This is a genomic window from Gemmatimonadota bacterium (genome assembly GCA_016704275.1).
Taxonomy (GTDB): domain Bacteria; phylum Gemmatimonadota; class Gemmatimonadetes; order Gemmatimonadales; family GWC2-71-9; genus Palsa-1233.
This window is the reverse complement of the sequence record JADJAK010000003.1, coordinates 602,994-629,246: the sequence shown is the minus strand read 5'-3', so window position 1 is coordinate 629,246 and position 26,253 is coordinate 602,994. Positions and strand designations below refer to the sequence as shown.

24 protein-coding genes, 1 tRNA gene and 2 pseudogenes are annotated in these 26,253 nt (G+C 66.4%); 21 read left to right on the top strand and 6 right to left on the bottom strand.

What is annotated here, in order from left to right:
• From IPG05_10630 to IPG05_10615, 4 genes are all read left to right on the top strand, one after another.
• On the top strand, window positions 1–346 hold a 346-nt coding region (locus tag IPG05_10630), incomplete at its 5' end, for a copper resistance protein B (protein ID MBK6495537.1).
• An 11-nt stretch (window positions 347–357) separates the two neighbouring features.
• Window positions 358–816 (top strand): cytochrome b N-terminal domain-containing protein, encoded by a 459-nt coding sequence (locus IPG05_10625; GenBank protein MBK6495536.1) that lies wholly within the window; start codon window positions 358–360, stop codon window positions 814–816.
• Window positions 732–1,334, top strand: coding sequence for a cytochrome b N-terminal domain-containing protein (locus IPG05_10620; protein MBK6495535.1), 603 nt, complete (start codon window positions 732–734; stop codon window positions 1,332–1,334). The genes IPG05_10625 and IPG05_10620 overlap by 85 nt, the downstream gene beginning before the upstream one ends.
• Before the next feature lie 54 nt (window positions 1,335–1,388).
• Complete coding sequence (locus IPG05_10615) at window positions 1,389–1,886, top strand: hypothetical protein (protein ID MBK6495534.1); 498 nt, start codon at window positions 1,389–1,391, stop codon at window positions 1,884–1,886.
• Between the two features lie 134 nt (window positions 1,887–2,020).
• Here IPG05_10615 and IPG05_10610 read toward each other — a convergent pair whose 3' ends face one another.
• Together IPG05_10610 and IPG05_10605 are read right to left on the bottom strand one after the other, a co-directional pair.
• Complete coding sequence (locus IPG05_10610; protein ID MBK6495533.1) at window positions 2,021–2,314, bottom strand: nuclear transport factor 2 family protein; 294 nt, start codon at window positions 2,312–2,314, stop codon at window positions 2,021–2,023.
• Between the two features lie 1,389 nt (window positions 2,315–3,703).
• A complete protein-coding gene (locus IPG05_10605) occupies window positions 3,704–4,036 on the bottom strand; it encodes a YnfA family protein (protein ID MBK6495532.1) in 333 nt (110 codons plus the stop codon).
• A gap of 805 nt (window positions 4,037–4,841) precedes the next feature.
• Here IPG05_10605 and IPG05_10600 point away from each other — a divergent pair.
• From IPG05_10600 to cadA, 13 genes and pseudogenes are all read left to right on the top strand, one after another.
• On the top strand, window positions 4,842–6,116 hold the full coding sequence (locus IPG05_10600) for a TolC family protein (GenBank protein ID MBK6495531.1): 1,275 nt from the start codon (window positions 4,842–4,844) through the stop codon (window positions 6,114–6,116).
• A 2-nt stretch (window positions 6,117–6,118) separates the two neighbouring features.
• A complete protein-coding gene (locus tag IPG05_10595; GenBank protein ID MBK6495530.1) occupies window positions 6,119–7,621 on the top strand; it encodes an efflux RND transporter periplasmic adaptor subunit in 1,503 nt (500 codons plus the stop codon).
• On the top strand, window positions 7,611–10,763 hold the full coding sequence (locus IPG05_10590; protein ID MBK6495529.1) for a CusA/CzcA family heavy metal efflux RND transporter: 3,153 nt from the start codon (window positions 7,611–7,613) through the stop codon (window positions 10,761–10,763). Before IPG05_10595 ends, IPG05_10590 begins: the two co-directional genes overlap by 11 nt.
• Entirely contained in the window at window positions 10,760–11,464 is a 705-nt protein-coding gene (locus IPG05_10585; GenBank protein MBK6495528.1) for a HupE/UreJ family protein, read from the top strand. The genes IPG05_10590 and IPG05_10585 overlap by 4 nt, the downstream gene beginning before the upstream one ends.
• 19 nt (window positions 11,465–11,483) lie before the next feature.
• Window positions 11,484–12,106 (top strand): annotated as a pseudogene (locus tag IPG05_10580) (transmembrane anchor protein).
• 743 nt (window positions 12,107–12,849) lie between these two features.
• The gene (locus IPG05_10575; GenBank protein MBK6495527.1) at window positions 12,850–13,929 is read left to right on the top strand and encodes a TolC family protein; all 1,080 of its coding nucleotides are present in this window, start codon (window positions 12,850–12,852) and stop codon (window positions 13,927–13,929) included.
• A 181-nt stretch (window positions 13,930–14,110) separates the two neighbouring features.
• Window positions 14,111–15,130 carry an efflux RND transporter periplasmic adaptor subunit gene (locus tag IPG05_10570; GenBank protein MBK6495526.1) on the top strand — a complete coding sequence of 340 codons (1,020 nt, stop codon included), beginning with the start codon at window positions 14,111–14,113 and terminating at the stop codon, window positions 15,128–15,130.
• Between the two features lie 120 nt (window positions 15,131–15,250).
• On the top strand, window positions 15,251–15,784 hold the full coding sequence (locus tag IPG05_10565; protein MBK6495525.1) for an efflux RND transporter permease subunit: 534 nt from the start codon (window positions 15,251–15,253) through the stop codon (window positions 15,782–15,784).
• Window positions 15,748–15,996, top strand: a complete 249-nt coding sequence (locus IPG05_10560) for an efflux RND transporter permease subunit (GenBank protein ID MBK6495524.1) — start codon at window positions 15,748–15,750, stop codon at window positions 15,994–15,996. The genes IPG05_10565 and IPG05_10560 overlap by 37 nt, the downstream gene beginning before the upstream one ends.
• A gap of 99 nt (window positions 15,997–16,095) precedes the next feature.
• A complete protein-coding gene (locus IPG05_10555; protein MBK6495523.1) occupies window positions 16,096–17,028 on the top strand; it encodes an efflux RND transporter permease subunit in 933 nt (310 codons plus the stop codon).
• Window positions 16,944–17,246, top strand: coding sequence for a hypothetical protein (locus tag IPG05_10550; GenBank protein MBK6495522.1), 303 nt, complete (start codon window positions 16,944–16,946; stop codon window positions 17,244–17,246). Before IPG05_10555 ends, IPG05_10550 begins: the two co-directional genes overlap by 85 nt.
• Window positions 17,247–17,387: 141 nt before the next feature.
• Window positions 17,388–18,365, top strand: coding sequence for an efflux RND transporter permease subunit (locus tag IPG05_10545; protein MBK6495521.1), 978 nt, complete (start codon window positions 17,388–17,390; stop codon window positions 18,363–18,365).
• Window positions 18,358–20,765: pseudogene (cadA, locus tag IPG05_10540) on the top strand (cadmium-translocating P-type ATPase). Before IPG05_10545 ends, cadA begins: the two are co-directional and overlap by 8 nt.
• Before the next feature lie 222 nt (window positions 20,766–20,987).
• On the opposite strand, the gene IPG05_10535 reads toward cadA, so the two are convergent.
• From IPG05_10535 to IPG05_10520, 4 genes are all read right to left on the bottom strand, one after another.
• Window positions 20,988–21,539, bottom strand: coding sequence for a hypothetical protein (locus IPG05_10535; protein ID MBK6495520.1), 552 nt, complete (start codon window positions 21,537–21,539; stop codon window positions 20,988–20,990).
• A gap of 453 nt (window positions 21,540–21,992) precedes the next feature.
• Complete coding sequence (locus IPG05_10530; GenBank protein ID MBK6495519.1) at window positions 21,993–22,274, bottom strand: hypothetical protein; 282 nt, start codon at window positions 22,272–22,274, stop codon at window positions 21,993–21,995.
• Between the two features lie 649 nt (window positions 22,275–22,923).
• Complete coding sequence (locus tag IPG05_10525) at window positions 22,924–23,574, bottom strand: hypothetical protein (GenBank protein ID MBK6495518.1); 651 nt, start codon at window positions 23,572–23,574, stop codon at window positions 22,924–22,926.
• A gap of 246 nt (window positions 23,575–23,820) precedes the next feature.
• The gene (locus IPG05_10520) at window positions 23,821–24,000 is read right to left on the bottom strand and encodes a hypothetical protein (protein MBK6495517.1); all 180 of its coding nucleotides are present in this window, start codon (window positions 23,998–24,000) and stop codon (window positions 23,821–23,823) included.
• Between the two features lie 586 nt (window positions 24,001–24,586).
• On the opposite strand from IPG05_10520, the gene IPG05_10515 reads away from it, so the two are divergent.
• The 4 genes from IPG05_10515 to IPG05_10500 all read left to right on the top strand — a co-directional run bounded on the left by IPG05_10515 (window position 24,587) and on the right by IPG05_10500 (window position 26,211).
• A complete protein-coding gene (locus IPG05_10515) occupies window positions 24,587–25,723 on the top strand; it encodes a hypothetical protein (protein ID MBK6495516.1) in 1,137 nt (378 codons plus the stop codon).
• Window positions 25,693–25,881 carry a hypothetical protein gene (locus IPG05_10510; GenBank protein MBK6495515.1) on the top strand — a complete coding sequence of 63 codons (189 nt, stop codon included), beginning with the start codon at window positions 25,693–25,695 and terminating at the stop codon, window positions 25,879–25,881. The genes IPG05_10515 and IPG05_10510 overlap by 31 nt, the downstream gene beginning before the upstream one ends.
• A gap of 29 nt (window positions 25,882–25,910) precedes the next feature.
• Window positions 25,911–26,147: a hypothetical protein gene (locus IPG05_10505; protein ID MBK6495514.1), complete on the top strand. Its 237-nt coding sequence runs from the start codon at window positions 25,911–25,913 to the stop codon at window positions 26,145–26,147.
• A tRNA-Arg gene (locus IPG05_10500) sits at window positions 26,138–26,211 on the top strand. Before IPG05_10505 ends, IPG05_10500 begins: the two co-directional genes overlap by 10 nt.
• The last annotated feature ends 42 nt before the right edge of the window (window positions 26,212–26,253 follow it).

Sequence of the window (26,253 nt, the reverse complement as noted above, 5' to 3'; positions counted from 1 at the left end):
TGACCTGTTCGTCACCCAACGGGTGATCCTCCAGCCTCGACTCGAAGCGAATGCCGCGTTGCAACGCATGGAACAATTCGGCGTCGGGTCCGGGTTGAATGATCTCGATCTCGGCTTCCGCCTGCGCTATGAAGTGAAACGTGAGTTCGCCCCATACATTGGCGCGCGATGGGCACAGAAGATCGGTGGCACCGCCTCCACGGCACGGATGCGGAGACGCCACAGGATCCGTTGCATTCGTCGGTGGGCTGCGGATGTGGTTCTAGCTCGGAGTTTGTGGCCACAGCGAAGTGGCTTTCCTACGGAGGGTTTGTGGAATCACCCCAGGCATCAGAGCAATCGATAGTGTCAGAAATAGTGAATCAACGGCTCGGCCTCGACGGCCTGGATTACCTCGTCCCGGTGCGTGCTGGACAATTTGATTTCATGCTCGGCGCGCTGACGCTCGTTGCATTAGTGCTCCTCGCACTCACAGGTGTGGTCCTCACGCAGTTCTTCAATCCTGCGGTGAACGGGGCGCATGACTCGGTGCGCTACATCCTCACGGGAAGTGCTGTGGTCGCATTGCTCCGGGATGTCCACATCTGGAGCGCGTCGGCGAGCTTGACCCTGGTCTTCTCGCATCTGGTCGCGGTGTTCTGGCGCGGCGGGTTCAGAAGGCCGCGCGAAGGGATGTGGTGGAGTGGCGTACTCCTCCTTGCCGTGCTCTTCGGGCTGGCACGGGTACGGTGTTGCCTGGAGATCAGGGAGCCGTGGAAGCGCTCTCCCATGCCACAGCGGCCGCGAAATTGGTCGGCCCGTTGGGCGCCGTGCTGACGGAAGGATTCACTCCGTCGTCCCCCTTAGCGACCCGGTTGTATGGCATGCACGTCTCCGTGCTTCCGCTTGCCCTCGTGGCGGTGTTGGCACTGCATCTGTGGCTGATCCGGCAACTCAGCGTCAGTGCGGACGGCGAGACCCAGGAGTCGTTTCGTCGCCACCTGCGCCGGGTGGGTGGATTCGGGTTCTTGTTGGTCTCGGTGGTGACAACCCTCGCGCTCGTCTTTCCCTGGGATCTCCTCCAACCTGGGATCGATGGGGTTGGAGCTGACCAAGCCATTGTGGCCTTTCCTTGGATCTATGCCGCGGAGAATCTCTTCGGGCTGACCGGGATGATGTTGGCACCCGGCGTGCTATTTGGTTTTCTCGCCTTGGTACCGGTCGCGGATCGCCGGGACGGCCGCGGGGCACAGGTGGTCCGGGTGGTCGGCGTGGTCCTCTTCGCCTTGATGGTGACCGGGATCCTCTATGCGGCGCTCGCGCCGGCGCAGCCCCACCTAAACATGGCCATGTAGCGGAGTGTGCTTATGCGAGTTTCATTCAAGTCCATCTTTCCCCTTGCCGTTGTCATGCTGGCGTTTCTGGGCAACCCGCCGAACGTGCATGCGCACGACAAGGGGGTGTTGAAGATTGCCTCGCGGATCTTCGGCGTTGGTGATAGCGTCGATGTGCGCGGCGAAGAGTTTCGTGCCGGTGCGCAGGTGAAGTTGGTGCTCGTGGGAGTCGACGGGCGTCGTCCACTCGGCGAAGTGAAAGCCGACACCGGCGGGCGCTTTGGGATTGGAGTTGCTCTGCCGAGCGATGTGCGGCCTGGACTCTACCGAATTGTCGCGGTCGCGGCGGACGGTGACGAAATCAGCGGCGTCAACGTGGAACTCCTCGCAGGTGCCGCGCCCGACGGCGCGACCATGGATCACTCGGAGATGGTGATGCCCTCAGCCGAACCGCTCGACCTTGAACGCGCGGGAGTCCACTCGTCACAGGCGTGGCAAGGTTCTGGCGGGGCTCTCCTTGCTGCCTGGAGTCGTGTTGCTTCGGCGCCCGCGAGGAAGGGGCCGACGGTGTGAGATAGGCCTCGGCTCTCCATGGCATCACGCACTTCCTCGGCGTGTGATGCCCAGTGGTCAGTGATACCTATCTGCTCGATCTCTTTGTATCGGATGTTTCTGCCGGTTCATCTCCCAACGCGGAACGGCGGAAATTATTGGCCCGGAATCGGCATCGGGGGATCACTCGCCCGGCGAGCCCTGCTACCGGTTTGCGTCAACCGCACGATCCACTTCCCGCCGCGCTTTTCGAGGATCGCAGTGCCTCGCCCAATCACGTCGATCTTGCGTTCCCCAATGTCCGCCGCAAGGGCGTAGCGATAGGTGACCCAGGCGAGCTCGCCCACGACCCGGGCCTCGATCTCAATAGGCCGGTACCGGAAGTGCTTGAAGTCCTTGAGTTCCGGACCGAGGTGGTTGTCGCGATAGTCCCGCCACCCGCGATTAATGCCAGCCCCTCGACGACCAAGAGGCTATCGCCGGCGTACAGCGTATCCAACGCGGCGAAGTCACTCCGCTCGGCGGCGGCAAAGAGCGCCACGATAGTACGCACGGCAGACTGCGCGTCCGGCCCCATGCCCGTAGTGGGGGTCTGGGCGGAGATCGTGGCCGACGCTCCGAGCAGGGCGAGTCCGACGGCAATCGCACGGGCGGACGAAGTGATTTGCATGTTGATGCTCCATGGGCCAAGGGAGCCGACTGCGGCTGCAGACGTACCACGCTTCGTTCGACTGAACCTGCTGCTCTGCGGAATACTACCAATTGGTTGCGGCTATTGGGCTTGCGAGCCGCCCCACGTGGAACCGCGGGGAAATCATCCGAGGATGAGGCAGAGCAGGGCCTCGGAGGCCGTGAAGCGGCTCACGGTCAGTCCACTGCTGCTCGCCGCAAGGGGTGCTTTTGTGATCATGGGTGAACGTGCTATGCAGGACTTTTGTTGGTAGGACTCCCGCGGAACACCGCGGAATACGCGACCTCCGAGGACAGGCGCCGGGGGAAATGGCGTCTTGGCGGGCTTTGTGGGCTGTGGGGACTGGCGCGGACAACCCCAATCGTTTTTCAAGACCGGTGCATTCAACCGCGCTGCCACCACGCCTGTTTGCTGGAAATGCGCACTTTGCAGCGAGTTGCCAAGAGACTCCGATGCGGTTTGACATCTGGCCGCTTGGTGAGAGTGCTGACCGATTCGCGGGCGGGGAGCACCGGTGCTGACGGCGGCATAGCGAGCGTGACGGGAATACGGACGCGCGTCTTGTCCCACTGCACCACGCGGTCCGCTACTCCGGTGCCGCTGGGGATCAGCTCCATGCGGAGCAAGTCCTCGCTCTGCGTTGTGACTTCCACGGTGACGCTGCCGGTGCCGTGGTCAAGGCGCCGGACCGTGCGGTCAATCGGCGTGCCCCATCATTGCGCTCCGCGATTGACCACAATTTGCCAGTCGCGCGAATTGGGGATCGCGGTCACCGTGTGCCATCCGGCCTCGACGGCCCGGGTGGTGCGGGGGAAAATGGGGTTCGCCCATCCGCAATGGTGCCCCGAAGGGGACCAGTCGGCTCATAACGGGGCGGCCGAGCTTCCGCGGGCGGCTGTAGCACGCCTTGACCTGATGATTGCCGAGCAACACGGACGTCGAATCGAACGGACTGGCACGAATCTCCAGATCCGCGCGCGGCCCCTGGACCCAGCGTGGCGGCAATGTCGCCGGGGTTTGTGCCGAGGCGGCACCGATTGGCGGCAAGACCGATGCAATGCAGAGGATGCCGAAATGACGGGTCATGCAGAGGGCTCGACGTCGCGTAGGAGAAACGGAGAACCGTTGGTCGCTACGTGGCCTGGACTCAGCGGGACGGGGCACCAAGGATGATGATCAAGAGGCCGGTGAGAATGACGGCGCCGCCGAGCAGATCGCTGGGCCGTGGTGACACTCCGTCGACGACGCGGAGCCACACGAGTGCCGCCACGACGTAGACGCCGCCGTATGCCGCGTAGACTCGCCCCGACGCGGTGGGGTGCAGGGTGAGCAACCAGGCGAAGGCCGCCAGCGACAGGGCAGCAGGAAGGAGGAGCCAAGCGCTCCCCCGTTGCCGCAACCAGAGGTACGGAAGGTAGCAACCGATCAACTCGGCGAGGGCTGTGACACCGAAGAGCGCAAGGGTCCGGAAGGGATTCATGCCCCAAGCCCACCGATCTGCAGGCTGGCCTTCCGGCTGCGGACGCCCTGCCATTGCTCGCGCCGATCCATGACACTCCCCACGTTCGGGTGCGACCGTCACCAACCTTGCCAATGACTCGGTTGCAACATATCATCGGATGACTATGCCACGCCTCCGGTGGACCGCTCACACCCTGATCGCACTGCTGCTTGCTGCCGGTGGCGCACAGCCGGCTGTGCAGCTCTGGCATCTCGCTGTGCACGCGGGCGCGGCCCTGGACCACGGAGAGCATCATACCACGAAGCAGGACCCGGTGGGTGACTCCACCTCTCACATCGAGGCCCAGGCGCTCAGCCACGAGCACCTCTCTTTCGATTCCTCGTTCCGGACACCACCAGATCAGTTGACCATCATCGGCCCGCCGACTGGTGCGCCACTGGTTATCCGGCTGGTCGTCGCGACCGCGACAGCCCCGCTCCCCGCACCACCCGGACACGTTCCGAGGCCTGAACCAGGCCACGACGTGCGATCCCGCCCCCCGCCGACCGTCTGACCCGGCGTGGCCATCAGGCCGCGCCCGTTGTGCATCCCCATATCACCACCCCGCGTTCACGATCTCGGCCCGGCCGGGCCGTGTCGTTCGTCCTCCTCAGGGGCAACCCGGAGTCTGGCTACTGTGAGCTGCAATTCTGGCAGGACACTTCTGCGCGACACAGCCTTGGGTCGTCGATGGCTTGGCGCGCTGATCGCCGTGACATTGGTCGCGGGCTGCGGCACGGCGGGCGTGGCCCCGTCCACGCGCCCCGTGGCGCGGAGCGAACCGATGACACCGGAGGGTTCGTCGTCGGAACGGCGTGCGGACAATCCTGTTGGCGACATCACCCTCCAGGACGCGATCTCGCTGGTGGTGCGACAGCGTCCCGAGCTGGCGGCGTTTGGATGGGAGCGGAGTGCGCGCGACGCACAGCTGCGCCAAGCGGGAGCCTATCCCAACCCGGTCGTCGAGGGCGTCGCCGAAAATGTGGCTCCCAGCGCTGCCCTGCGCCCGTTCAGCGGCGTCGGCGGCGTCGTGCAATCTCAGACGACCGTGACGCTCTCGCAGCTGATCGAGCTTGGTGGTGAGCGTTCGGCCCGTCGCGAGGCCGCGACCGCGCAGCGTGATGTCGCGACGGCGGACTACGACCTCGCGCGACTGGCCGCGCAGGCCGACGCGACGCAAGCGTTCCTTGCGGTCTACGTCGCGCAAGAGGCCGTGGCACTCGCGGACCAGACGGTGCAGCTGGCACAATCGGCCGAAACGAATGTCGGGGCGCGGGTCGAGGCCGGCGACTTGGCGCCGATCGAGTCCACCCGCGCCGCGGTGGTGCGCGCGGCGGCAGCAGTTGAATTGGCACGCGCGCGGCGCGACTTGGCGATGCACCGCGAACGCCTCGCGGCGATGTGGGGGAGCTCGACCGCCACATTCGGGCGGGCAGTCGGGGATCTTCCCACACCGCTCGAGCCCCCCGTGCTGAGCGCGCTCGCCGCACGTCTGCCGGAGGCTCCCCAGGCCATCCGTCGCGCGGCGCTCGTGCGCAGCGATCGGGGACTGCTCGCACTCGAGCGCGCGAAGCGGATTCCGGATGTGGCGCTGGCGGCTGGCCTGCGACGCTTCGGTGACTTGCAGGGCCAGGCCTATGTCGTGGGCGCCACGCTCACCTTGCCGCTGTTTGATCGCAATGGGGGAGGTATCGCCGAAGCGGTCGCGCGGGTCGCCAAGGCGGAGGAGACGTCGCGCGCGGACCAACTGCACGCGGGGGTTGCCGTGGCCGCGGCGCACCGGGCGGCCCAGACCGCATTCGACGAACTTCGTGCGCTCGACACCACGGTCCTCCCCGGAGCCATCGCAGCCTTTGACGCCGTGACCGAGGGCTTTCGGCTTGGCAAATTTGGGTATCTGGACGTCCTGGAGGTGCAACGCACCCTGATTGCCTCCAAAGGACAACGGTTGCGGGCACTGTTGGACTACTACCATGCGACGGCGGAGCTTGAGCGTTTGCTCGGAAGCCCGATCGATCCCACCCCACGCCCGTCTCCGCCACCCGGCGAGGAGTCGTGATCATGTTGCGAACCAGGACGACGACCGTCATCGTCGCGATCATCGGCGTGGGGCTAGCCTTGACCGCGCTCATCCTCGTCAACGGGCCGCGCGGCACGACGAGTGAAGCCGCCGAAGCCGCCGAGGCGCCGGCCTACCCTCGAGGTCCCCACGGCGGTCGCCTGCTTTCCGAGGGGGCGCTCCAGCTCGAGGTCACCATCTACGAGACGGGTGTCCCTCCGCAGTTCCGGATCTACCCGTTCGATGGGCAACTCCAACCGGTGCCACCCAGCGCGGTCGCCTTGCAAGTGGAATTGCACCGACTTGGGGGGCGCATCGACCGTATCGCGTTCCGGTCGGAGGCAGATTATCTGCAGGGGCAAAATGTTGTGGAGGAACCCCATTCGTTCGATGTCAAGGTCTCGGCCACCTATCGGGGGCAATCCTACGCCTGGAGCTACGCGCAAATCGAAGGCAAGGTCGAACTCGGGGCCGCGCAACGCGCCAGTGCCGGGATCGTACTCGATACCGTCGGTCCCCGCCGCATGGTGACCACGATCGACCTCCCCGGCGAGGTGAAGGCCGATGCGACCCGGCGCGCCGAGGTGGCGCCGCGCGTTGGTGGCGTGATCATCGCGGTCCTCAAACAGGAAGGCGATCGCGTGGTCCGTGGCGATGTCCTCGCCATCATCGAAAGTCGTGAGTTGGCGGACGCCAAGAGCGCGTACCTCGTGGCCGAGCGACAAGTCGATTTTGCGACGACGACGCTGCAGCGTGAGGAGGCGCTGTGGCAGCGGAAAATTTCGCCCCAGCGCGACTATCTCGCCGCGCAGCAGGCGTTGGATGAGGCCACTCTCCGGCTTCGGGTTGCCGGACAGGGGCTGGTGGCCCTCGGGCTGCCGCCCGATGCGCTGCCGACCCTCCGCAACGAACCGCCCGAAGCGGCCGCTCGACTCGCCATTCGGGCGCCTCGTGCCGGCACCGTCACGGTCCGGGCCGCCTCCGAGGGGGAAACGGTGTTGCCCAACGCGAGCCTCTTCGTCGTGAGCGACCTCGCCGCGGTCTGGGTGGAAGCCGCCGTCCCGGCCGCCGATCTCGGCGTCGTGCGCCAGGGCCAGGAGGCCGTCGTGGTCTCCACCGATCTGGCGCGAGAAGTCCCGGGGCGCATCAGCTTCCTCGGGCCGGTGATCGGTACTGCCTCGCGGACCGCCGTCGCTCGCATCGTGTTGCCCAACACTGGCGGGGAGTGGCGGCCGGGTCTGTTCGTCACGGTGCGCATCACTCGGGAGGCCACGACGGTCCCGTTGGCGGTCGCGGCCGAAGCAGTCCAGTCCTTCCGGGATTGGCAAGTCGTCTTCGTCCGCCATGGCGACTGGTTTGAGGCGCGTCCGCTGACGCTGGGGCGGAGTGACGGCGCGTGGGTGCAGGTGTTGAGCGGGCTCGTGGCAGGCGATGAGTATGCCCGCGCCAATAGCTTTGCCGTCAAAGCCGAGATTGGGAAACTCGGAGCCACACATGACCACTAGCACGGAGCTGACCTGGATTGACCGCCTGCTGGCCGTCTCGATCCGCCAGCGTTGGGCCGTGCTGGGCGGCACGCTGGTGGTGGCGCTCCTCGGCGTCTTCAGTGCCACTCGTTTGCCGATCGACGCGGTGCCGGACATCACCAATGTCCAGGTCCAGGTCAACACGGAGGCGCCGGGCTATTCGCCGTTCGAGGCGGAGCAGCGCGTGACCTACCTGGTGGAGACCGCGATGGCGGGCTTGCCCGCACTCCAGGAGACCCGCTCCATCTCGCGCTACGGCCTGTCGCAGGTCACGGTGATCTTCGAGGACGGCACCGACATCTACTGGGCTCGGCAACTCGTCGGCGAACGCATCCAGGAGGCAATGGCACGGATGCCGGCGGGCCTCGCCCCCAGCATGGGCCCGATTGCGACGGGGCTCGGCGAGATCTTCATGTGGACCGTGGAGCCAAAGCCCGGTGCCCTGAACGAGGACGGGCGGCCCTACTCGGCGATGGACCTTCGGACCATCCAGGATTGGATCGTGCGACCCCAGCTGAAGACGGTCCCGGGAGTCGCCGACGTCAACACGATCGGCGGCTTCACCAAGCAGTTCCATGTCACGCCGGACCCTGGGAGGCTGGTGGCTTACGGGTTGACGGTGCGCGACGTCCTCGGCGCCTTGAGTGACAACAACAGCAATGTCGGCGCCGGCTACATCGAACGTCGTGGTGAGCAATACCTGATCCGCGCTCCGGGCCAGGTCGCTGGCCTCGATGATATCCGCCAGATCGTGGTCGGCATGCAAGGGAGTACGCCGATCCGTCTCGGTGATGTCGCTGGCGTGCAATTGGGTGAGGAACTCCGGACCGGCGCGGCGACCGAGAACGGCAAGGAGGTGGTACTCGGTACCGTCTTCATGCTGCAGGGCGAGAACAGTCGCATCGTCTCGCAACGGGTCGCGGACAAGATGGTGGCCATCAACCAGACGCTTCCCGCGGGTGTCACGGCCAAGACGGTGTACGATCGCACCACGCTGGTCGATGCGACGATTGAGACTGTCCAGCACAACCTCGTGATCGGGGCGTTGCTGGTGATTGTCATCCTCTTCCTCTTCCTGGGCAACGTGCGGGCCGCGGTGATCACCGCCTTCGCCATTCCGCTCTCCATGCTCTTTGCGATGTCGGGGATGGTGCTGGGCGGGGTCAGCGGAAACCTCCTCAGCCTCGGCGCGCTGGATTTCGGCATCATTGTCGACGGCGCCGTGGTCATGGTCGAGAATTGTCTTCGACACCTCGCGAGGCGGCAGCACGAGACCGGTGCTCCGTCGGCCCGTCAGGCGCGGCTTGACGTCGTGCTGCGGGCGGCGCGCGAAGTGTGGCGCCCAACGCTCTACGGCCAACTGATCATCATGGTGGTCTACCTGCCGATCCTCACCCTGACCGGCATCGAAGGGAAGATGTTCTACCCCATGGCCTTTACGGTGCTGGCGGCGCTGTTCGGCGCCATGGTGCTGTCGTTGACCTTTGTCCCGGCCGCGGTGGCGATCTTCGTGACCGGTCGCGTCTCCGAAACGGAAAGCCGCCCGATGCAGTGGGCCGTCCGCGCGTACCGGCCGACGCTTATGGCCGCACTGCGTCACCGGACCATCACGCTGACGGCCGCCGCCGCCCTGCTCGTGGTCACCGGGGCGATGGCCACCCGCCTCGGGAGCGAGTTCCTCCCCAGCCTGGACGAAGGGGACTTATTGGTGCACGCGCTTCGGATCCCGGGGACGAGCCTGTCCACCGCCGTCGAGATGCAGCACACCCTCGAGCGCAAGCTCATGACCTATCCAGAAGTCGCGTATGTCTTTTCCAAGATTGGGACGGCGGAGATCGCAACGGACCCGATGCCACCCAGCGTGGCGGATACCTATGTCATGCTGAAGGCTCAGGGTGACTGGCCCGATCCCGGGCGCTCCAAGGCCGACCTGGTGGCGGAGTTGCAGCGCGATCTGCTTCAGCTGCCCGGCAACAATTACGAATTCATCCAGCCGATCCAGATGCGGTTCAACGAACTGATCGCCGGCGTGCGAAGCGACGTCGCCGTCAAGGTCTTCGGCGACGACGTCGAGGTGCTCGCCGATGTCGGGGACCGCATCGAGGCGGTCCTGTCATCGGTGCCCGGCGCCGCCGACACCAAAGTGGAGCAGACGACGGGGCTGCCGATGCTGACGGTCCGGTTCCAGCGCGAGGCGATGGCACGCCTCGGGTTGACGGTCGCGACGGTACAGGAGGTCGTGGCGGTCGCGTTCGGTGGACGGACGGTCGGAGAGGTCTACGAGGGGGATCGCCGGTTCGACATCGTGGTGCGACTTCCGGAGAAGGCGCGGACGAACATCGAGGAGATGGGGCGCCTGCCAATTCCGTTGCCCACCGGCTCGACGGCGGCATTCGTTCCACTGGATGCCGTCGCAGACATTGAGATCGCCCCAGGGCCGAACCAGGTCAGCCGTGAGAACGGGAAGCGGCGCGTCGTCGTCACGGCGAATGTGCGGGGTCGTGACATCGGATCGTTCGTGGCAGAGGCCGAAGCGCGCATTGCTGCGACGGTCACCATCCCCGCCGGCTACTGGACCGCGTGGGGCGGACAGTTTGAGCAGCTGCTTTCGGCGCGATCACGGCTCCAAGTGGTGGTGCCTGTCGCCCTGCTGCTGATCTTTGGCTTGCTGTACGTGACCTTTGGCGGCATCCGCGATGCGTTGTTGGTTTCCACGGGCATTCCGCTTGCACTCACCGGCGGGGTGCTCTTTCTCTGGGTCGGCGGCATTCCGTTTTCGATCTCTGCGGCAGTGGGGTTCATCGCCCTCTCCGGGGTGGCGGTGTTGAACGGGCTCGTGATGATCACCTTCATCACGCGATTGCGCGCGGAGGGTCATTCCCTCGACGACGCCGTGCTGCATGGCGCGGTGGCACGGCTGCGGCCGGTCTTGATGACGGCCTTGGTGGCGTCCCTCGGCTTCCTCCCCATGATGCTTGCCACAGGTCGAGGTGCTGAAGTTCAGCGGCCGCTCGCCACCGTGGTGGTCGGCGGAGTGCTCTCGTCGACCCTGCTGACGTTGGTGATCCTCCCGGTTTTGTATCGCCTGCTTGCCCGCAAGGAAGCGGAGCAGGCGGCATGAGCCGCAGCCGCGGACACAGGGGCGGCTGGCAGCTGCTACTCGCCGTGGTCGGCGTGACGCTGACGCCAGCCGTCGCCCAGGCACACGGCGTGGCGGCGGGCGACAAGGGGTTCATCCAGGAGAGCGCCGGCATGCTGCTGGTGCCGTTTGCCTACCTCGGTGCGAAGCATATGGTGACCGGCTACGATCACCTGCTTTTTCTGTTCGGCGTCATTTTCTACCTGTATCGCCTCAAGGACGTGGCGATCTACGTCACTTTGTTTGCGATCGGCCACTCCACGACGCTGCTGCTCGGTGTCCTGACCGGCGTCAGCGCGAGTCCCTACCTGATTGACGCCATCATCGGCGGTTCCGTCATCTACAAGGCCTTGGACAATCTCGGAGCATTCCGTGCATGGTTCGGGGTCCAGCCTGACCCCAAAGCCGCGACGCTGGTATTCGGCTTCTTCCACGGCTTCGGCCTGGCGACCAAGATTCTCGATTTCGAGATGTCCCCGGATGGGATGATTCCCAATCTGCTCGCCTTCAACGTCGGCGTCGAAGTGGGGCAACTACTCGCCCTCAGCGCGATCCTGATCGGGATGGCGTACTGGCGCCGCACGTCAGGCTTTGGTCGCCACGCCTACACCGCGAACGTCGCACTCATGACGGCGGGTTTCCTGCTGGCGGGCTACCAGCTCGCTGGCTACTTCCTGACCTGAACACTCCGAGGATCGCCCGATGGTGCCGCACCCCGACGAACCACCGCCGAACGACGCCCAGTCGGCGCATCGATTGCGCCGCTCGACCCTGCTCGCCGCGCTGGTCGCGGTGACGTTGCTGGTGACGACGGTCCTCCCCGCGGAATATGGTGTGGATCCGACGGGGGTGGGCCGGATCCTCGGGCTCACCCAGATGGGATTGATCAAGCGATCGCTGGCCGCCGAGGCCGAGGCCGCGGCAGCGGCGAAGGCCTCGCCGCCCGACAGCATCGCGCCCACCTGGCGGAATGTGCCTCCGGTCGCGGTTGCCCCGCCGGATACGACTCGCCATGTCACCACGGTCACGCTCGAGCCGAATCAGGGGAAGGAGATCAAGCTCCGGATGCGGAAGGGAGCCCGAGCCGACTACTCCTGGTCTACCGACCACGGTGTGGTCAATGTCGATGCGCACGGTGACGCCGTCGGCAGGCCAAGCTCCTACCACGGCTATAAACGGGGCTCGAATGTCGGGGCCGACCAGGGAACGCTCGTCGCCGCGTTTGACGGCAATCACGGTGGTTCTGGCGCAATCGTGGCACGACGCCGATCACGATCACGCTGGTGACACAGGGCACCTACGAGGCCGTGATTCCGCCGCGGTGACTCGCGGGGTCCCGCAGCCTGCAGGGCGGCTGTTGACATCGGGTAGCGGCCCGGCGTTCTTCTCTCGGGAGTGCCTGCACGCAGGCCGCCCTTTCTTGCCTCGGAGCCACGCCCTGTCGCGACACCGCTGGATGTCCCTGGATAATGGTTGTGCTGATGGCGGGTTCGATGGTGGAACCTGCCTTTGGCGCGCTCCGGGACGGTGCTGTGCACCATGAGGCGAATGGCCTCAGTGCGGCGCACGCGCTGGTATCCTCCGGCGATCATGGTCATGAAGATGGCCCTCCGGGCGCCGCACACCCCCACGGACCTCGGCACGAACATGGCACTGGCGCCGACCATTGCACGCATCAACATGGCGTGCCATTCGCGTCCGCCATGACGCCGCCGCCGTCGGTCGGGTTGACGACTGAGTCCCCGCTACGCGCCCTCCGTCCGCGACTCCCTCGCATCGCCCCCGTGGTGCTGTTCCACCCCCACGAGCCTGAGCCTCCCGGCTGACGTCGCGGCGCCATCGCGCCACCGTCCAGCCCGCGTCCCACGCACACAATCGTCCATTGTCCTGAGATGTCCCGTGCCCGGGCACGCGCGATGCGCGCGCTTGCGCGCCTGGACCGCTGCGGACTTCACGAGGGGAAGGCATGCAACCGATTCCACTGATCGCGGTCCACGCGGTCATGATCCTGATGTTGTCTAGCAACCGTCACGCGCCTGCATTTCCACAGGGGCCGCAGATGAGTGGCATGCCATCGCCACCGGACACGATCGTGCTGACGCTGCGCGAGGCGGGTCGCCTCGCGTTGGAGCGCGAGCCCGGCCTCCAGGCTGATCGTCAGGGCGCCGCGATCGCGCGGGGCGAATACCGCCAATCTCGATTGGACGGGCTGAACCCCGCGATCGATTTCCAGCAATACGAGACCGGGGCGCTGGGCGGGACGCAGGCGTACACCGTGGGTCTCTCGCTGGAGCTGCCGTGGGCAGGTCAGCGTGGGCTCCGGATTGCCGCGGCGCGCGCCGGAATGGAGCGGGCGAACGCCACCACGGCCGATGCCGTGCGACTCGCGGAAGCCACGGTCTCGCTGGCGTTTTTCGGGGCGGTGGCGGCTGAGCGGCGCTTGCAGCTCGCCGAGCAGATGGCCGCCGCCTCCCAGCGATTCTTCGATCTCACCCGGATCCAGCTCCGCGAAGGCGAGATCAGTGCCCTGGAGGCCAACCTCACGGACATCGAATTCCGGGCGCAGCAGGGCGCGTCTCCTGGCGGCGCGTCGCGACGCGACGGCCGCGCTGCTCGAACTGCGCCGATTGATCGGTGTCTCCTCGGTGACACCGATCCGGCTCGTCGACGCGGCGTGGTCGGCACCGACGGCGGTCCCCCTCAACGAAGACTCCCTGATCGCGGTGGCGTTGGCAACACGCCCCGATCTCGAGGCCGGGCGTCGGCAGCTGGCGCAGTCCGCCTCGTTGCGTCGGCTTGCCGCCCGGGAAGCAATTCCCACTCCGCGGCTCAGCGCGTTCAACCAGCGGGATGCTGGGGAACAGGCCTCACGTTTCGGGCTCGGGATCTCGGTGCTGCTCCCCGTCGTCGATCGGGCCCAAGGCCGGTGGACCAGGAGGAGGCGCGCGTCGCGCAGGCGCGATCGCGCGTTGCGGCACTCGAGTTGGCCGTTGGCGCGAAGTCGCCGAGGCCTATCGCACCCTGCAAGCGGCGACCGAAGAAGTCTCGACGCTGGAGTCCCTTGTGCTGGGGCCCGCCCGACGGAACCTCGCCCTGGTGGACTCTGCCTATCAAGCCGGAAAGCTTGCGCTCCCAACGGTGCTCCTGATCCGCAACCAACTCCTCGATGCCGGATGGATTTCTGGCGCGCGTGGCAGGTCCATCGTGAGGCGCTGGTGCGTCTCCATCTCGCCACGGCCACGCCGATCACCCCTGTTCCGTCGTCGCGCGCCCCTCCGCTGAGGACAACCGATGAATACCCCATCCGCCATTTGGCCCCTGTTACGGCCGTGCTCCTGCTCCTCACAGCATGCGGCGATCGTGCCGTGCCGTCGACGGAGGAGGTGGCGGCCACGACGTCAGCAGACAGCGCGGTTGCGGATGAAGTCCGCATCGACAGTGCGGCGGCAGCTGAGTTCGGCATCCGGGTAGACACCGTCGCGAGCGTGAGCGGGGAGATGCTCTCGGTCACCGGCTCGGTGACCTACGATGCCAACCTCGTGAGTCATATCGGCTCGAGGGCCGCCGGGCGCATCCTCACGCTACGCGCCGATATCGGCGACCAAGTCACGGCGGGATCGGTCCTGGCCATCCTCGAGAGTCCCGAGGTTGGGGAGGTGCGGAGTGATGAACTCGAAGCCGAGGCGCTGCTCGAAATCGCCCAGGAAAACTTCAATCGCGAGCAGCGGCTCGAGCAGCAGGGCATCTCCAGTCGCAAAGAATTGCTCGATGCCAAGGCCGACCTTCGGCGTGCCGAGGCTGCGCTGCGGAGCTCCCGGGAGCGACTCCGGGTGCTCGGCGCCGGCCACGGGAGTGGCGGGGAGTTCGGGTTGACGGCGCCGTTCGCGGGGGTCGTCGTAGAGCGGGGGGTGAGTCGCGGCGAGATGGTGGGGCCCGAGGATCAACTCTTCGTCGTCGCGGACTTGCGCCAAGTCTGGGTGCTCCTCGACATCTTCGAGCGGGATCTGCCGACGGTTGCCCGCGGACAGCAGGTCCTGCTGACAACCACCGCCTGGCCCGATCGCGAATTCACCGGACAGATCGTCCATGTTGGTGCAGTTCTCGACAGTGCGACGCGGACGGTGCGCGCACGCATCGAGGTCCCCAACCGCGACGGAGCCCTGCGCCCGGGGATGTTTGCCACGGCGGTGATCGCGCCACGGGCTGGTGGCCAGGCCTTTCCGGTTGTGCCACAAGATGCCGTGCAGGAGCTGGAGGGCCGGAAAGTGGTCTTCGTCCCGGGCGAGCATCCCGGGAGTTCGTCGCGCGTACCGTCCTGCTCGGTCGACCGACTGGGGGCACGCGTGTGATGGTGCTTTCCGGGCTCAAGGCCGGCGAGCCGGTGGTGGTGGCCGGTGCCTTCATGTTGCGCTCCGAACTCGCCAAGGGCGAGATCGGCGAGCACGGGCATTGACCGGGGAATCAGACTCATGAATCGCGTGATTGCCTTTTCCCTGTCCAATCGCTTGCTGGTCCTCGCCCTGACACTCGGGCTGGCTGGCATCGGAATCTGGTCGGCGCTGCGACTGCCGATTGATGCCGTCCCGGATGTGACCAACGTGCAGGTGCAGGTCAACACCAACGCGCCCGCGCTATCGCCGGTTGAGGTCGAACGCCAGATCACCCTGCCGGTCGAATTGGCGATGTTCGGGTTGCCAAATCTCGAGGAAATTCGCTCCCTCTCCAAATTCGGACTCTCCAGGTCACCGTCGTCTTCCACGACGGCACCGATATCTATTTTGCCCGACAACAGGTCCAGGAGCGACTGCAGCTCGCCCGCGAGGCCATCCCCGCCAGTCTGGGGAACCCGGAAATGGGGCCGACAAGTACCGGCCTCGGCGAAATTTTCCAGTACGCGGTCGAGGCCGATTCCGGTTCGACGATTGATGCGACGGAACTGCGGACGATCCAGGACTGGATCGTGTCGATGCAGCTGCGCACCGTCCCGGGCGTCGCCGAGGTGAACTCGTTCGGCGGCTTCGAGAAGCAGTATCAGGTGTTGGTGCGTCCGGAGGCCTTGATCCAGTATCAGTTGACGCTGGATCAGGTCTTCGAGGCCATCGAGACGAACAATCTCAACGCGGGAGGCGGTTACATCACGCGCGGCGCCGAGCAACTCGTCGTCCGCGGCGTGGGGCAGGTGCAGAGTCTCGATCAGATCCGAGCATCGTGCTGACCAGCCGCAACGGCGTGCCGGTCTGGTGCGGGACGTGGCCGACGTGACCATCGGCCACACGATCCGGCAGGGGCGGTCACCAGGGATGGTCGTGGCGAAGTGGTCACCGGCATCGTGATGATGCGCATTGGCGAAAATGCGCGGACCGTCGTCGGCGCCGTGAAGGAGAAATTCGAGGCGGCCAAGTCCACCCTGCCGGATGGGGTGACGATGAAGCCGTTCTACGACCGGACGGAGTTGATCGATCGAACCATCGGGACGGTCGAGCGGAATCTGCTCGAGGGCGCCGCGCTCGTGGTGGCGGTGCTGTTTCTCCTGCTGGGAAACCTCCGAGCCGCGTTGATTGTCGCGTTGGCGATCCCGCTCTCGATGCTCTTCGCCTTTAGTGCGATGCTGCAAGCGGGCATCGCCGGCAGCCTGATGAGCCTCGGCGCAATTGACTTCGGCCTGGTGGTGGATGGCTCGGTCGTGATGGTCGAAAACGCCATGCGGCACCTCGGAGAGCGTGAGCACAAGAAGCGAGGGTTCCTCGAAACCGTGCGCTTCGCCTGCGGCGAGGTCTCCCGTCCGATCCTGTTCGGCGTCGGCATCATCATCGTCGTGTATCTGCCGATCCTCAGCCTGGAAGGCGTCGAGGGCAAGCTCTTTCGCCCCATGGCGCTGACCGTGGTCTTCGCGGTTGCCGGCTCCCTGCTCCTGACCTTTCTGCTGACTCCGGTGCTGATTGCGTTCGGGCTTCGCGGACCGATCGTGGAGAAGGATGTCTGGTTCATGCGGCATGCCAAGCGCATCTACCAGCCAGCCCGGGAATGGACGCTCGCGCACAGTCGGCGAAGTGCTGGTGCTGTCGGCCGCAGCGGTCGGACTCTCGGTCGCGGTCATTCCATTTCTCGGATCGGGTTCATTCCCGACTGGACGAAGGCTCATTTGCCCTCCAGATCCTGCGCTTGCCGAGCGTCTCGCTCGAGGAGTCGGTCCGGCAGTCGACGCTCATCGAGGCGCGCCTGCGAGCGGCGTTCCCCGACGAAGTGACCGACGTGGTCAGCAAGACCGGCCGTGCGGAAATTGCGACCGATCCGATGGGCGTCAACATCTCCGACGTGCTGGTGATGCTGACCCCGCCGGACCAATGGACGCGGGCGACGCGGAAGGCCGAACTCGAGGCGGAGATGACGAAGGTCCCGAGGGCATTCCCGGTGGTGTGGTCTTCGGCTTCAGCCAGCCGATCGAGCTCCGCGTCAATGAATTGATCGCCGGCGTGCGCTCCGACCTCGCGATCAAGATCTTCGGCGAAGACCTCGACGTGCTCCGTACCAAGGCCGACGCGGCGGTCGCGGCGGTGGCCCGACTCGAGGGAGCGACCGGGTTCCAAGGCACAACAGTTGACCGGGATGCCGCAGTTGCAGATCAGCGTCCTGCCGGAGCAACTTGCCAGGTATGGCATCAACTCCGCGGACGTGATGCGCACCGTCGAGGCCATCGGTGGGGCCATCGCCACGACCGTCCTGGGAGGGGCCAGCGACGCTTCGAGCTGTCGGTCCGCTTCCGGAGTCCGTGCGGGCAAGTCGCGAGACGATCGCGGCGCTCCTGGTGAGCGCGCCTGGTGGCGAACGGTTCCACTCGGCCAGCTGGCGCGAATCGAGGAGGTCCAAGGTCCTCGGACCTCAGCCACGAGAACGGCTCTCGCCTCGTCATCATCGAGGGAATGTGCGCAATCGGGACATGGGGTCGTTTGTCAAGGAAGTCCAGGACTCTTCAGCAGCGGGGCGATCACGCTGCCGGCCGGGTACCGGGTCGAATTCGGCGGACAATTCGAGAATCTCGAGCGGGGCACCAAACGTCTCATGCTGGTGGTGCCATTGTCCCTCCTGCTGATCTTCCTCTTGCTCTTCGCCACGTTCAATTCGTTGCGTCAGGCGGCGCTGGTGTTCACCGGTATCCCGCTGGCCATCGTCGGTGGTGTGCTCGCGCTGCTCACGCGCGGCATGCCATTCAGCATCAGCGCCGGGGTTGGTTTCATCGCCTTGTTCGGGATCGCGGTGCTGAACGGCGTGGTGCTGGTGAGCTACCTGAACGAGGTGCGGGCCCGTGGCGCCTCGCTGGAGGATGCGGTCCGGGAAGGCGGGATGACTCGACTCCGCCCGGTCCTGATGACGGCCATGGTGGCGAGCCTGGGCTTCCTGCCGATGGCGCTGTCCCACGGCGCCGGCGCCGAGGTCCAGCGACCGTTGGCAACCGTCGTGATCGGGGGATTGATCACGGCCACGCTGCTGACGCTGCTGGTCTTGCCGCTGCTCTACCTCATCATTGAACGCCGCGCGGCCAGAACGAGCGACGAAGCCGATGCCCGAGGAGGACTCGATGACTGAACGCCTTCGTATGGAACTGGCACTGCTGCTCCCCGACCTCCCCGGCGATCAGGATGCCTGCATGCAGCGGCTCACCGACATCCTCGGCGCCGAGCCCGGCGTGACCGAGGCCCACATCGTCCCGCCGGAGGGGGCGACGCCGGGACAACTCTGCCTGCACTTCGACCCCGCCCAGCTCTCGCTTGCGGAGGTGCGACGGGCGGCGCTCGCGGCCGGCGCCAGGATCAGCGCACGCTTCGGCCACGTGTCGGTGGCGGTCCGGATGATCGGCGCCGAGGATGCGGCGCGACGCCTCGTGGAGGAGCTCAGGGCGGTGCCTGGTGTGCTCACGGCGTCCATCAACCTGCCCGCGCAACAGGCGTTCGTTGAGTTCGACCGTGAGCTGACCTCGCTGGAACGCATCCAGGAGGCGGTGGGCCGCCTGCCCGGCGTCACGGTGCCGAACGCCGGTGCCAACGCCGACCGCGGCGCAGAGGTACCCCCGTGGTATCGGCGGCACCGCGAGTTGGTGTGGAGCCTCCTGTCTGGCGTGCTGCTCCTCGCCGCCTATAGCGGAGCACGTTGGGGCGGTCTGCCGGGAGCGGCGGTCCGCGTGCTCTATGGGGGTGCCTACCTGTTCGGCGGCTTCGATCTGGTGCGGCACACCGTCGCGGCGGCGCGCAGGGGGCGCTTTGCGTTCGACATCGACCTGTTGATGCTGCTCGCGGCACCGGTGCAGCGTTGCTCGGTGAATGGGCCGAAGGCGCATTTCTGCTCTTTGTTTTCGCTGGCGCATGCTTTGGAACATTACGCACTGGGGCGGGCCCGCAACGCGATTCGCGCACTCGCGGAACTCGCGCCGCGGCGCGCGGTCGTGTTGCGGGGGCCGAACAACACGAGATCCCCGTGGAGGAGGTGGTCCCCGGCGACCTGGTCGTGATCCGTCCGGGTGAACGGCTCCCGGTGGATGGCGAGGTCACGCAGGGCAACTCGAGTATCAACCAGGCGCCCGTCACCGGGGAGTCCGTGCCGGTGGAGAAGGCGCCGGGCGACGAGGTATTCGCCGGAACGGTGAATGGCGAGGGCGCGTTGCAAGTGCGCACGACCCGGGCTGTCGGGGACCGCACCTCGATCGGGTGGTCACGCTGGTTGAGGAGGCGCAGGCACAACAGGCGCCGACGCAACGCTTCACGGAACAATTCGAACGGGTGTTCGTGCCCGTGGTGCTGATTGCCGACCTGCTCCTGATCCTCCTGCCGCCCCTGCTTGGTTTCTGGGATTGGTCAACTTCGTTCTATCGTGGGATGGCCCTGTTAGTGGCTTCGTCGCCGTGCGCCTTGGCGCTCGGTACACCGGCGGCGGTACTGGCCGGGATCGCGCAGGCTGCTCGCCACGGTGTCCTGATCAGGGGAGGGGGCGCATCTCGAAAACCTTGGCCGCCTGCGGGCGCTGGCCCTCGACAAGACCGGCACCCTGACGCGCGGCGAGCCGGGAGGTTACCGACGTCGTTGCGTTTGCGCCGACGCCGACGTCCGAGTCGGAACTGCTTGCGCTTGCCGCAGCCGTCGAACGGCATTCGCAACATCCACTCGGTGCAGCCGTGGTTCGGGAGGCTGACCGACGTGCCCTGGTGATGCCCGACATTGGTGAGGTCACGAGTGTCAGCGGGCAAGGCATCCGTTCTACGTTGGGGGGGGAGCCGATCGCGCTCGGCAATCTCCGGCTCTGGGAAGCGGACGGCGTGGTTGTCCCGGGCGAGGTCAGCCAGGCGGTCGCCGGATTGCAGGCACGCGGACGGAGCACGATCACCATGCGGGTCGGGACACGCTGGATGGGTGTGCTCCGGGCTCGCCGATCAACCGCGTCCGGATGTCCGGAGGTCCTTGACCAACTCCGCCGGCTCGGCATTGCCCCGATCGTGATGCTCACTGGCGACAACCAGGGTGTCGGGGATGCCATTGGGGCGGAAGTCGGTGTCGATGCTGTCAAAGCGGGGCTCATGCCCGAGGACAAGGTCACGGCGGTCAAGGACCTTCTGGCACGGCACGGGATGGTGGCCATGGTCGGCGACGGCGTGAACGATGCTCCGGCCTTGGCACATGCGACCGTGGGGATTGCCACTGGGGGGCAGGGACCGCAGTGGCGCTGGAAACCGCCGATGTGGCGTTGATGGCCGACGACCTGGGGATGCTGCCCTTCGCGGTGAGCCTGTCGAGGAGTGCGCGAGGTGTCATCCGTCAGAATCTCTACTTGTCACTGGCCGCGATCGCGATCCTCATCGTCGCGACGACGACCGGTACCATGGGCATCGGTCCGGCCGTGCTGGTGCATGAGGGGAGCACCTTGTTGGTCATCGCAAACGCCCTCCGCCTGCTGCGGCACCGACCTCGCGGTTTGCTCCCCCGTGTGGCGACAGGGTAGGGCGGGGGAGCCGAAGGCCATCCCGGAACCGAGGAACCGTGACAGCGTCGATCTGGGCTGGCCCCGATAACATGGACACCTTTCAGGTAGCTCGACCTTCCTGCCCAACGGGCGATTTTTCATGGGTAACATCCAAGGACCTCGGGAGCCCCCAAGAGTCATCTTGCGTTTCGCGTTTTGAACAACGAGATGATTGGTGCGCGCACGCCCCGGCCCATGAGCTCAACCCCCGGCTACTCCCCCAATGGCCTCAGCAGCCCGGGCCGCCTGGATCTCCTTCCACTGGGCCAGGCGCTTCGCCGACGCCCTCTTGTCCCGACGCGCCTGGGCCCGCTTGGCCCGCGTAAAGTCGTATTCCCGGACCATGTACTCGGCATTGGCACCTCCCTCGTCACCGCCCTCGTCCGCCGAATAATCCACGTGGCACATCTCGTTTACGCGAAGCTCAGTGATCGCCGCCTCGACCTGGTCCTTCCCGATGTACCACCGGTCGGTCATTTCGATGGTGGGCACGTCGGCCGGGTGGATGTCCCGCATCGCCCGCCGCCGGTTCGCGGCGAACATCCATGCGCAGGCCTCAACCCAGCGGCGGCATGCGATCACGCACACAAAGTCCTTGCGGCCATCTGGGCGAAACGACTTTCTGTCCCACGCGGTCACGAAATACAAGCGCTTGGGCAGCGCGGGCGGGGTGCCGTATGGCCGGCCCCGCAGGAACATGTGGAGGCGTTGGTCACGCGCGCGGCGGCCCGCGACGTTGATGATGGGGTACATGGTGGGCTCCAAACATCAGGGGTTTGTCGGGCATCTGCCCGACCCCATCACCATACGTCAACCGGGGGCCTAGAATCCCCATCGAGCTGGCTCTGATCACCGCTTCAAGTCGGTCATCGGGCTGTCGATCTCGGACAGGTCCAGAGGCCCTCCCAGATTGTCTAGGGTGCGCCGATCATGGTCCCTCAAGCGGGCGCACTGCCGGCCTCCCGTCCTGAGAGCCCGGCGAGGCGGCGGGGGCCAGATGCAGGTCTCCGTTGGTGGCGCCCAGCGCTGCGGCAGCGGCGTTGATCATGCCCCAGGATGCCCAGCGGGGCTGGCCCGTGAAAGTGGCGAAAGACGAAAGTGGGGCATGCCTCGATTTTCGGGGACTCTGAAACATCAATGGGGCAAACGAAACGCCCCCCCGGTGAGGGCGAGGCGCTCGGACATCGGATGATGGGCGACGCAAGGTTAGGCGTCCATGGTGGCTGCGGGCCATTCTGCCCAAACGCACGTCGCGCGGTACATGCCGTGGTTCGTTCGGCCGATGAGCGCGGTTCGATTGGCACGCTTCTGCGCGTCCCCATATCGAATGTTCTTGTTGACGATCAGGACCGCCTCGGGATGGTCTGCGAGCACGGCCGAAAGGCGCTGAATTCGGCCTGCCTGCGCCTTGCCACTGTATCCCACGTCGGCGAGCATTTCAGTGGCGGTGTCGATGAGGGCGGCGTTGGGTGCGATGGTGGCGGACATAATGCGGCTCCGGGATCAGGGTTGGTGATGCGTCGGCGATGACCGACACGAGCACCATGCCCGAGCGCTGGTACCTCGCCAACCCCTGCAGGGCACGGGGCGGAATGGAGGCGAGCCTGTCCCATTGCGGATGCCTGCTGATGTCCCCTAACACGGATCATCCGAGGCGCGAGCCGACCAAAAGCTTGGTGTTGCACGAAACCGACCGCTGACCGGTGCGGCGCGGCATCCTTCGCAGGGGCTGACAGATCAGGCCGCCCGTCCCGCTGGTGGCGGTGCTCCGCATGCGTGTGGCGCGGTGGTGCAACTAGGAGGGAAGATCGAGTGGCGCAGCGCCGTCGGGGCGCGTCCTCGTCACCCCGTTCCTCAGCTTCGCACCATTCGGGGGCGTGGTCGGAAGTCGTAGGATGACTCCGAGGCGAACCTCTAACCCCCGGCGCAGAGCGCGGCGAGTGCGTCGGGCCCAGCCGACCATGCCAGCAGGCTCCCATCCCCGGGCCACGGGGCTCGAAGGCAAGTTGAGCTTGGCAATGCGCGCGCACTGTTCGTCGCTCAACTCGACATAGCCGCCATCATCCAACGCCATAGGTCCCCCTCTCGTAATCATCCCACGTCAGCGGCCGGGGGCGGCTCGACGCCGGGCACGTGTTCAGGGTGAAATAGGATGCGCCCGCGAGTCACGTATGCCCATCGCCATGGCGCTGATCAGTGCGTTCTCTATCGCGCGCGCCACCAGGCTTAGGCCAAGCCGCACGCCGCCCTTCGGGTCCGTCAACGCCGCGCGCTGGAGGGTGCGCAGCGCCATCGCGCTCCACTGCACATCATACCCGCACATCCCGCTAGTGATCGCCGCATCCGCATTCGCGCGACTCACGACGATCGATCCGATTTCCACCGGTGACAGCGGTGGCAAATAGATGGGCGTCCACAGCGAGGCTACGCTGGCGTGCATCCCCGCTTCGCGCAACGCGTCCGGGCTAACATCGCAACCCTCGCCGATTCTCAAACGGGGCAGGGTACATGTTGCTACCAGCGGTGGTGTGTGACCTGGCGTGAGCAACCCGTCGGCAAGCGCGAGGAGGTCCTGGGCTTGGTGCTCGATTCTATCCAAACTATTCCCGCTGACGCGCGGGGACATGCACACCGCGCTATCCAGCCCATCGATCGCGACGACGCTCCGCCCCAGGCCCGGGGGCACGACGGTGCGCAGATTCAGGCCCTCCCACCCCGAAGGGGAAAGCGTGGTGCCCGCGATGGAAATGACCTCGCGCCCCAAGGCCTGGCTGACCGCCCTGAGCATGATGCTTTTCCCTTGGCCCGGCCCCGACCAGGAGCAGCCGCGGGATGCGCCCCATGGCACGGAACCGGGCGGCGGCCATGGCGGCGATCGCCACTTGGTGATCCCGCCCCTCAACCCCCGCGGCGCGAATGCACGCAATACAGTCGTGCCAGGTGTCGGACAAGGACCGCTCCTTGGGGAAAGAGAACGACCCGTCGTCGTCATCTGGCGTCGGGTCGTCCTGGTCTCGTGCCTTCGAGCGTCTCGTCATGCCACCAGCATACCGCGCTCAGATGTTGGGGTGGATGAGGCGACCCCCGGGACCGGGTTGAACGGGATGCCGTAGCGGAGCATCACCTCCAGCTCGTGTATGTCGTTAGCCGCCTCCGCGGCGGCTTCCGCCTCATCCTGGTGCATCACGGGCGAGCCCTGCTCGTCGACCACCATGTAGCCCGTCTCCGGGGTGCCGTCGACGTGGTAGGCCGGGTGAGCGGCACGCGGGGGGTGTCGGCCGGCGTGGGGCCTTGGACAGCCCCAGGGCGGCGAAGGCGGTGTTGAAAGATTGCGGCTCTGGGGCTCCGAGGGTGTGGTTCTCCCCTCAGACGGCAGGCCAGAGGGGGGTCCCGCCAAGGCCCCGATGGGGTCAATCGCGCGCGGTATGGTGGCCCCATGATCGATTATGCCAAGGACCTCGACGTCCCGCATCGTCTCCCCATGGAGCCGACCACCGCCCCCGCCCCCTTTCCGGAAGTGTCGGTGCGGACCATGGCCGCCCGCCTCGGGATGCCGTCGTTCAAGACGCTCCTCAGGCGAGTTCGGAAGGGGCAGGTGCCTGGCGTCCAGTGGGGTAAGAACACTGCAGACGGGTGGTTCGTGGACCCCGCCGCGGTGATGGCTGCTGCGACTGTGCCGGCACCGGCGCCAGAGACTCCCGTTGCACGCTGGCCCGGTGTATCCTCCGCGCGGCAGCCGAAGCGTGCGACCACGAAGGGGCGCATGGCGGGCCGCGTGATGTCGACCCGGGATATGGCCAATGCCGCGGCGCAAACGCGAGTGGGACACTACCGTCGAGCGCTTCCCCATTCCCCACCGCGACGCGGGGCGGCTGCGGTGGCATAACGGCGCTTGGTGGTGCGACCACCGCATTGCGGCGCTGCGCGCGATCGGCCATTGGGGTGAGACCCGCCTCGACCTCCCGCTGCACCAGCACACCGAGGCCGGATGCGCCTCGGCGGGGCAGGCCGCCAAGACCCTTTTGGACGGGTTTGACAAGGCGCTCGCGATCGCTGGCGAAGGAGGCGATGTCGCGGATGGTGCCATGCCGCTGGCCCAGGCCTTTCAGGAGTGGGGGCAGGCGCACTTTGAGGAAGCAGTGGATGGCGCCAAGGGCGGGCGCCAGCGCGAGGCGAAAAATGCGCTCCGCGCGGCCGCCGACACTGTGGACCATGCGCGCGAGGCGTTCGAGTTCTTCGATAGCTTGAAGGTCAAAACAGTCCGCGCGATCAGCCCATCCCACACCGCCAAGTTCCACACCCACCTGAAGGCGGCGTACGCGAGCGAAAACACGCGCCGACGGCGCTGGGTGGCGCTCCGCACATGGCTAGCCTGGCTCGCCCTGGTGCACAACGCTACCCCGAACGGAAACGTCTTCCGCAAGGGGTCAGGCCCGAAGGTCAGGACCCGGGCGACGGTGGTTGTGCCGACGCCGGCGGACGTTGCGCGCCTCCTGGACGCACTGCGCAACATGACGATTGGTCATCGGTGGGGAGACCCCGGGGATCCCGAGGCGCGGCGGAACGGCAGCCTGCGGTACGCCCCGGCCTATGTGCGGATGGCGATGATCGCGTACACGGGGTGCCGGTTGGGCGAGCCCGTATCCGCGGATTGGTCGCACGTGCGATGGGAAGCGGGCCTGATCCAGGTGGTTGACGGGAAGCGGAGCACGCCTGGGCGGCCCCGTTTGCGGACCTGCCCGATGTGGCCGCATCTGCGCGATGTGCTCCACTGGTGGCGCATGGAGCGGGCGCGACGAGGGGCACGCCGCCGGCGGTGGACGGCCTCATCCTGCCACCCCGCGCGGACAGCGAGGCCAAACGGCTGTGGCGGCGATACCGGGCAGACGGCTGGTCACGCGAGCAGATGGCGCGGCACCTCACCGGCGAGGAGCTGAACGAGGCGCCGGCGTACGGAGCGTGGCGCACCACCGCGCTCGCCCTGCAGCTCGAGGCCGAGGTCAGGCCGAGGGACGCGCTGGTCAAGCGCGGCACCTATTCGCCGTACCGAGCGCTCGATCGCGCCCGCGAGGACTACGGTCTGACCGACCCCTGAAGCGCGTCGGGCCCCAAACCCTTCGCGCGATGGTCACCACGCTGTTGACGTCGGTCCGTGAGCCAGGCCTCGGCGCGACCTTCGCCCCGGCCTCCATCGAGCGGATCATCGGGCACAGCCCGCAGACGCGCGACGTGCACTATGTCATGACGGGCCTCGAGCGCACCCTCCCGATCCAAGACACCCTCGACTATCACGCCTGGGCGCGCCTGCCTTATCATTCGCCCAACGCCGGGCCGGCCGTCACGGCCACCGGGCCCCTGTAGCTCAGCCGGATAGAGCACGGGATTTCTAATCCCGCGGTCGCAGGTTCGAGTCCTGCCGGGGGCATTGCCAGAGGGGTTGGGGGGGCCTCCATGCGACCAATGCGTG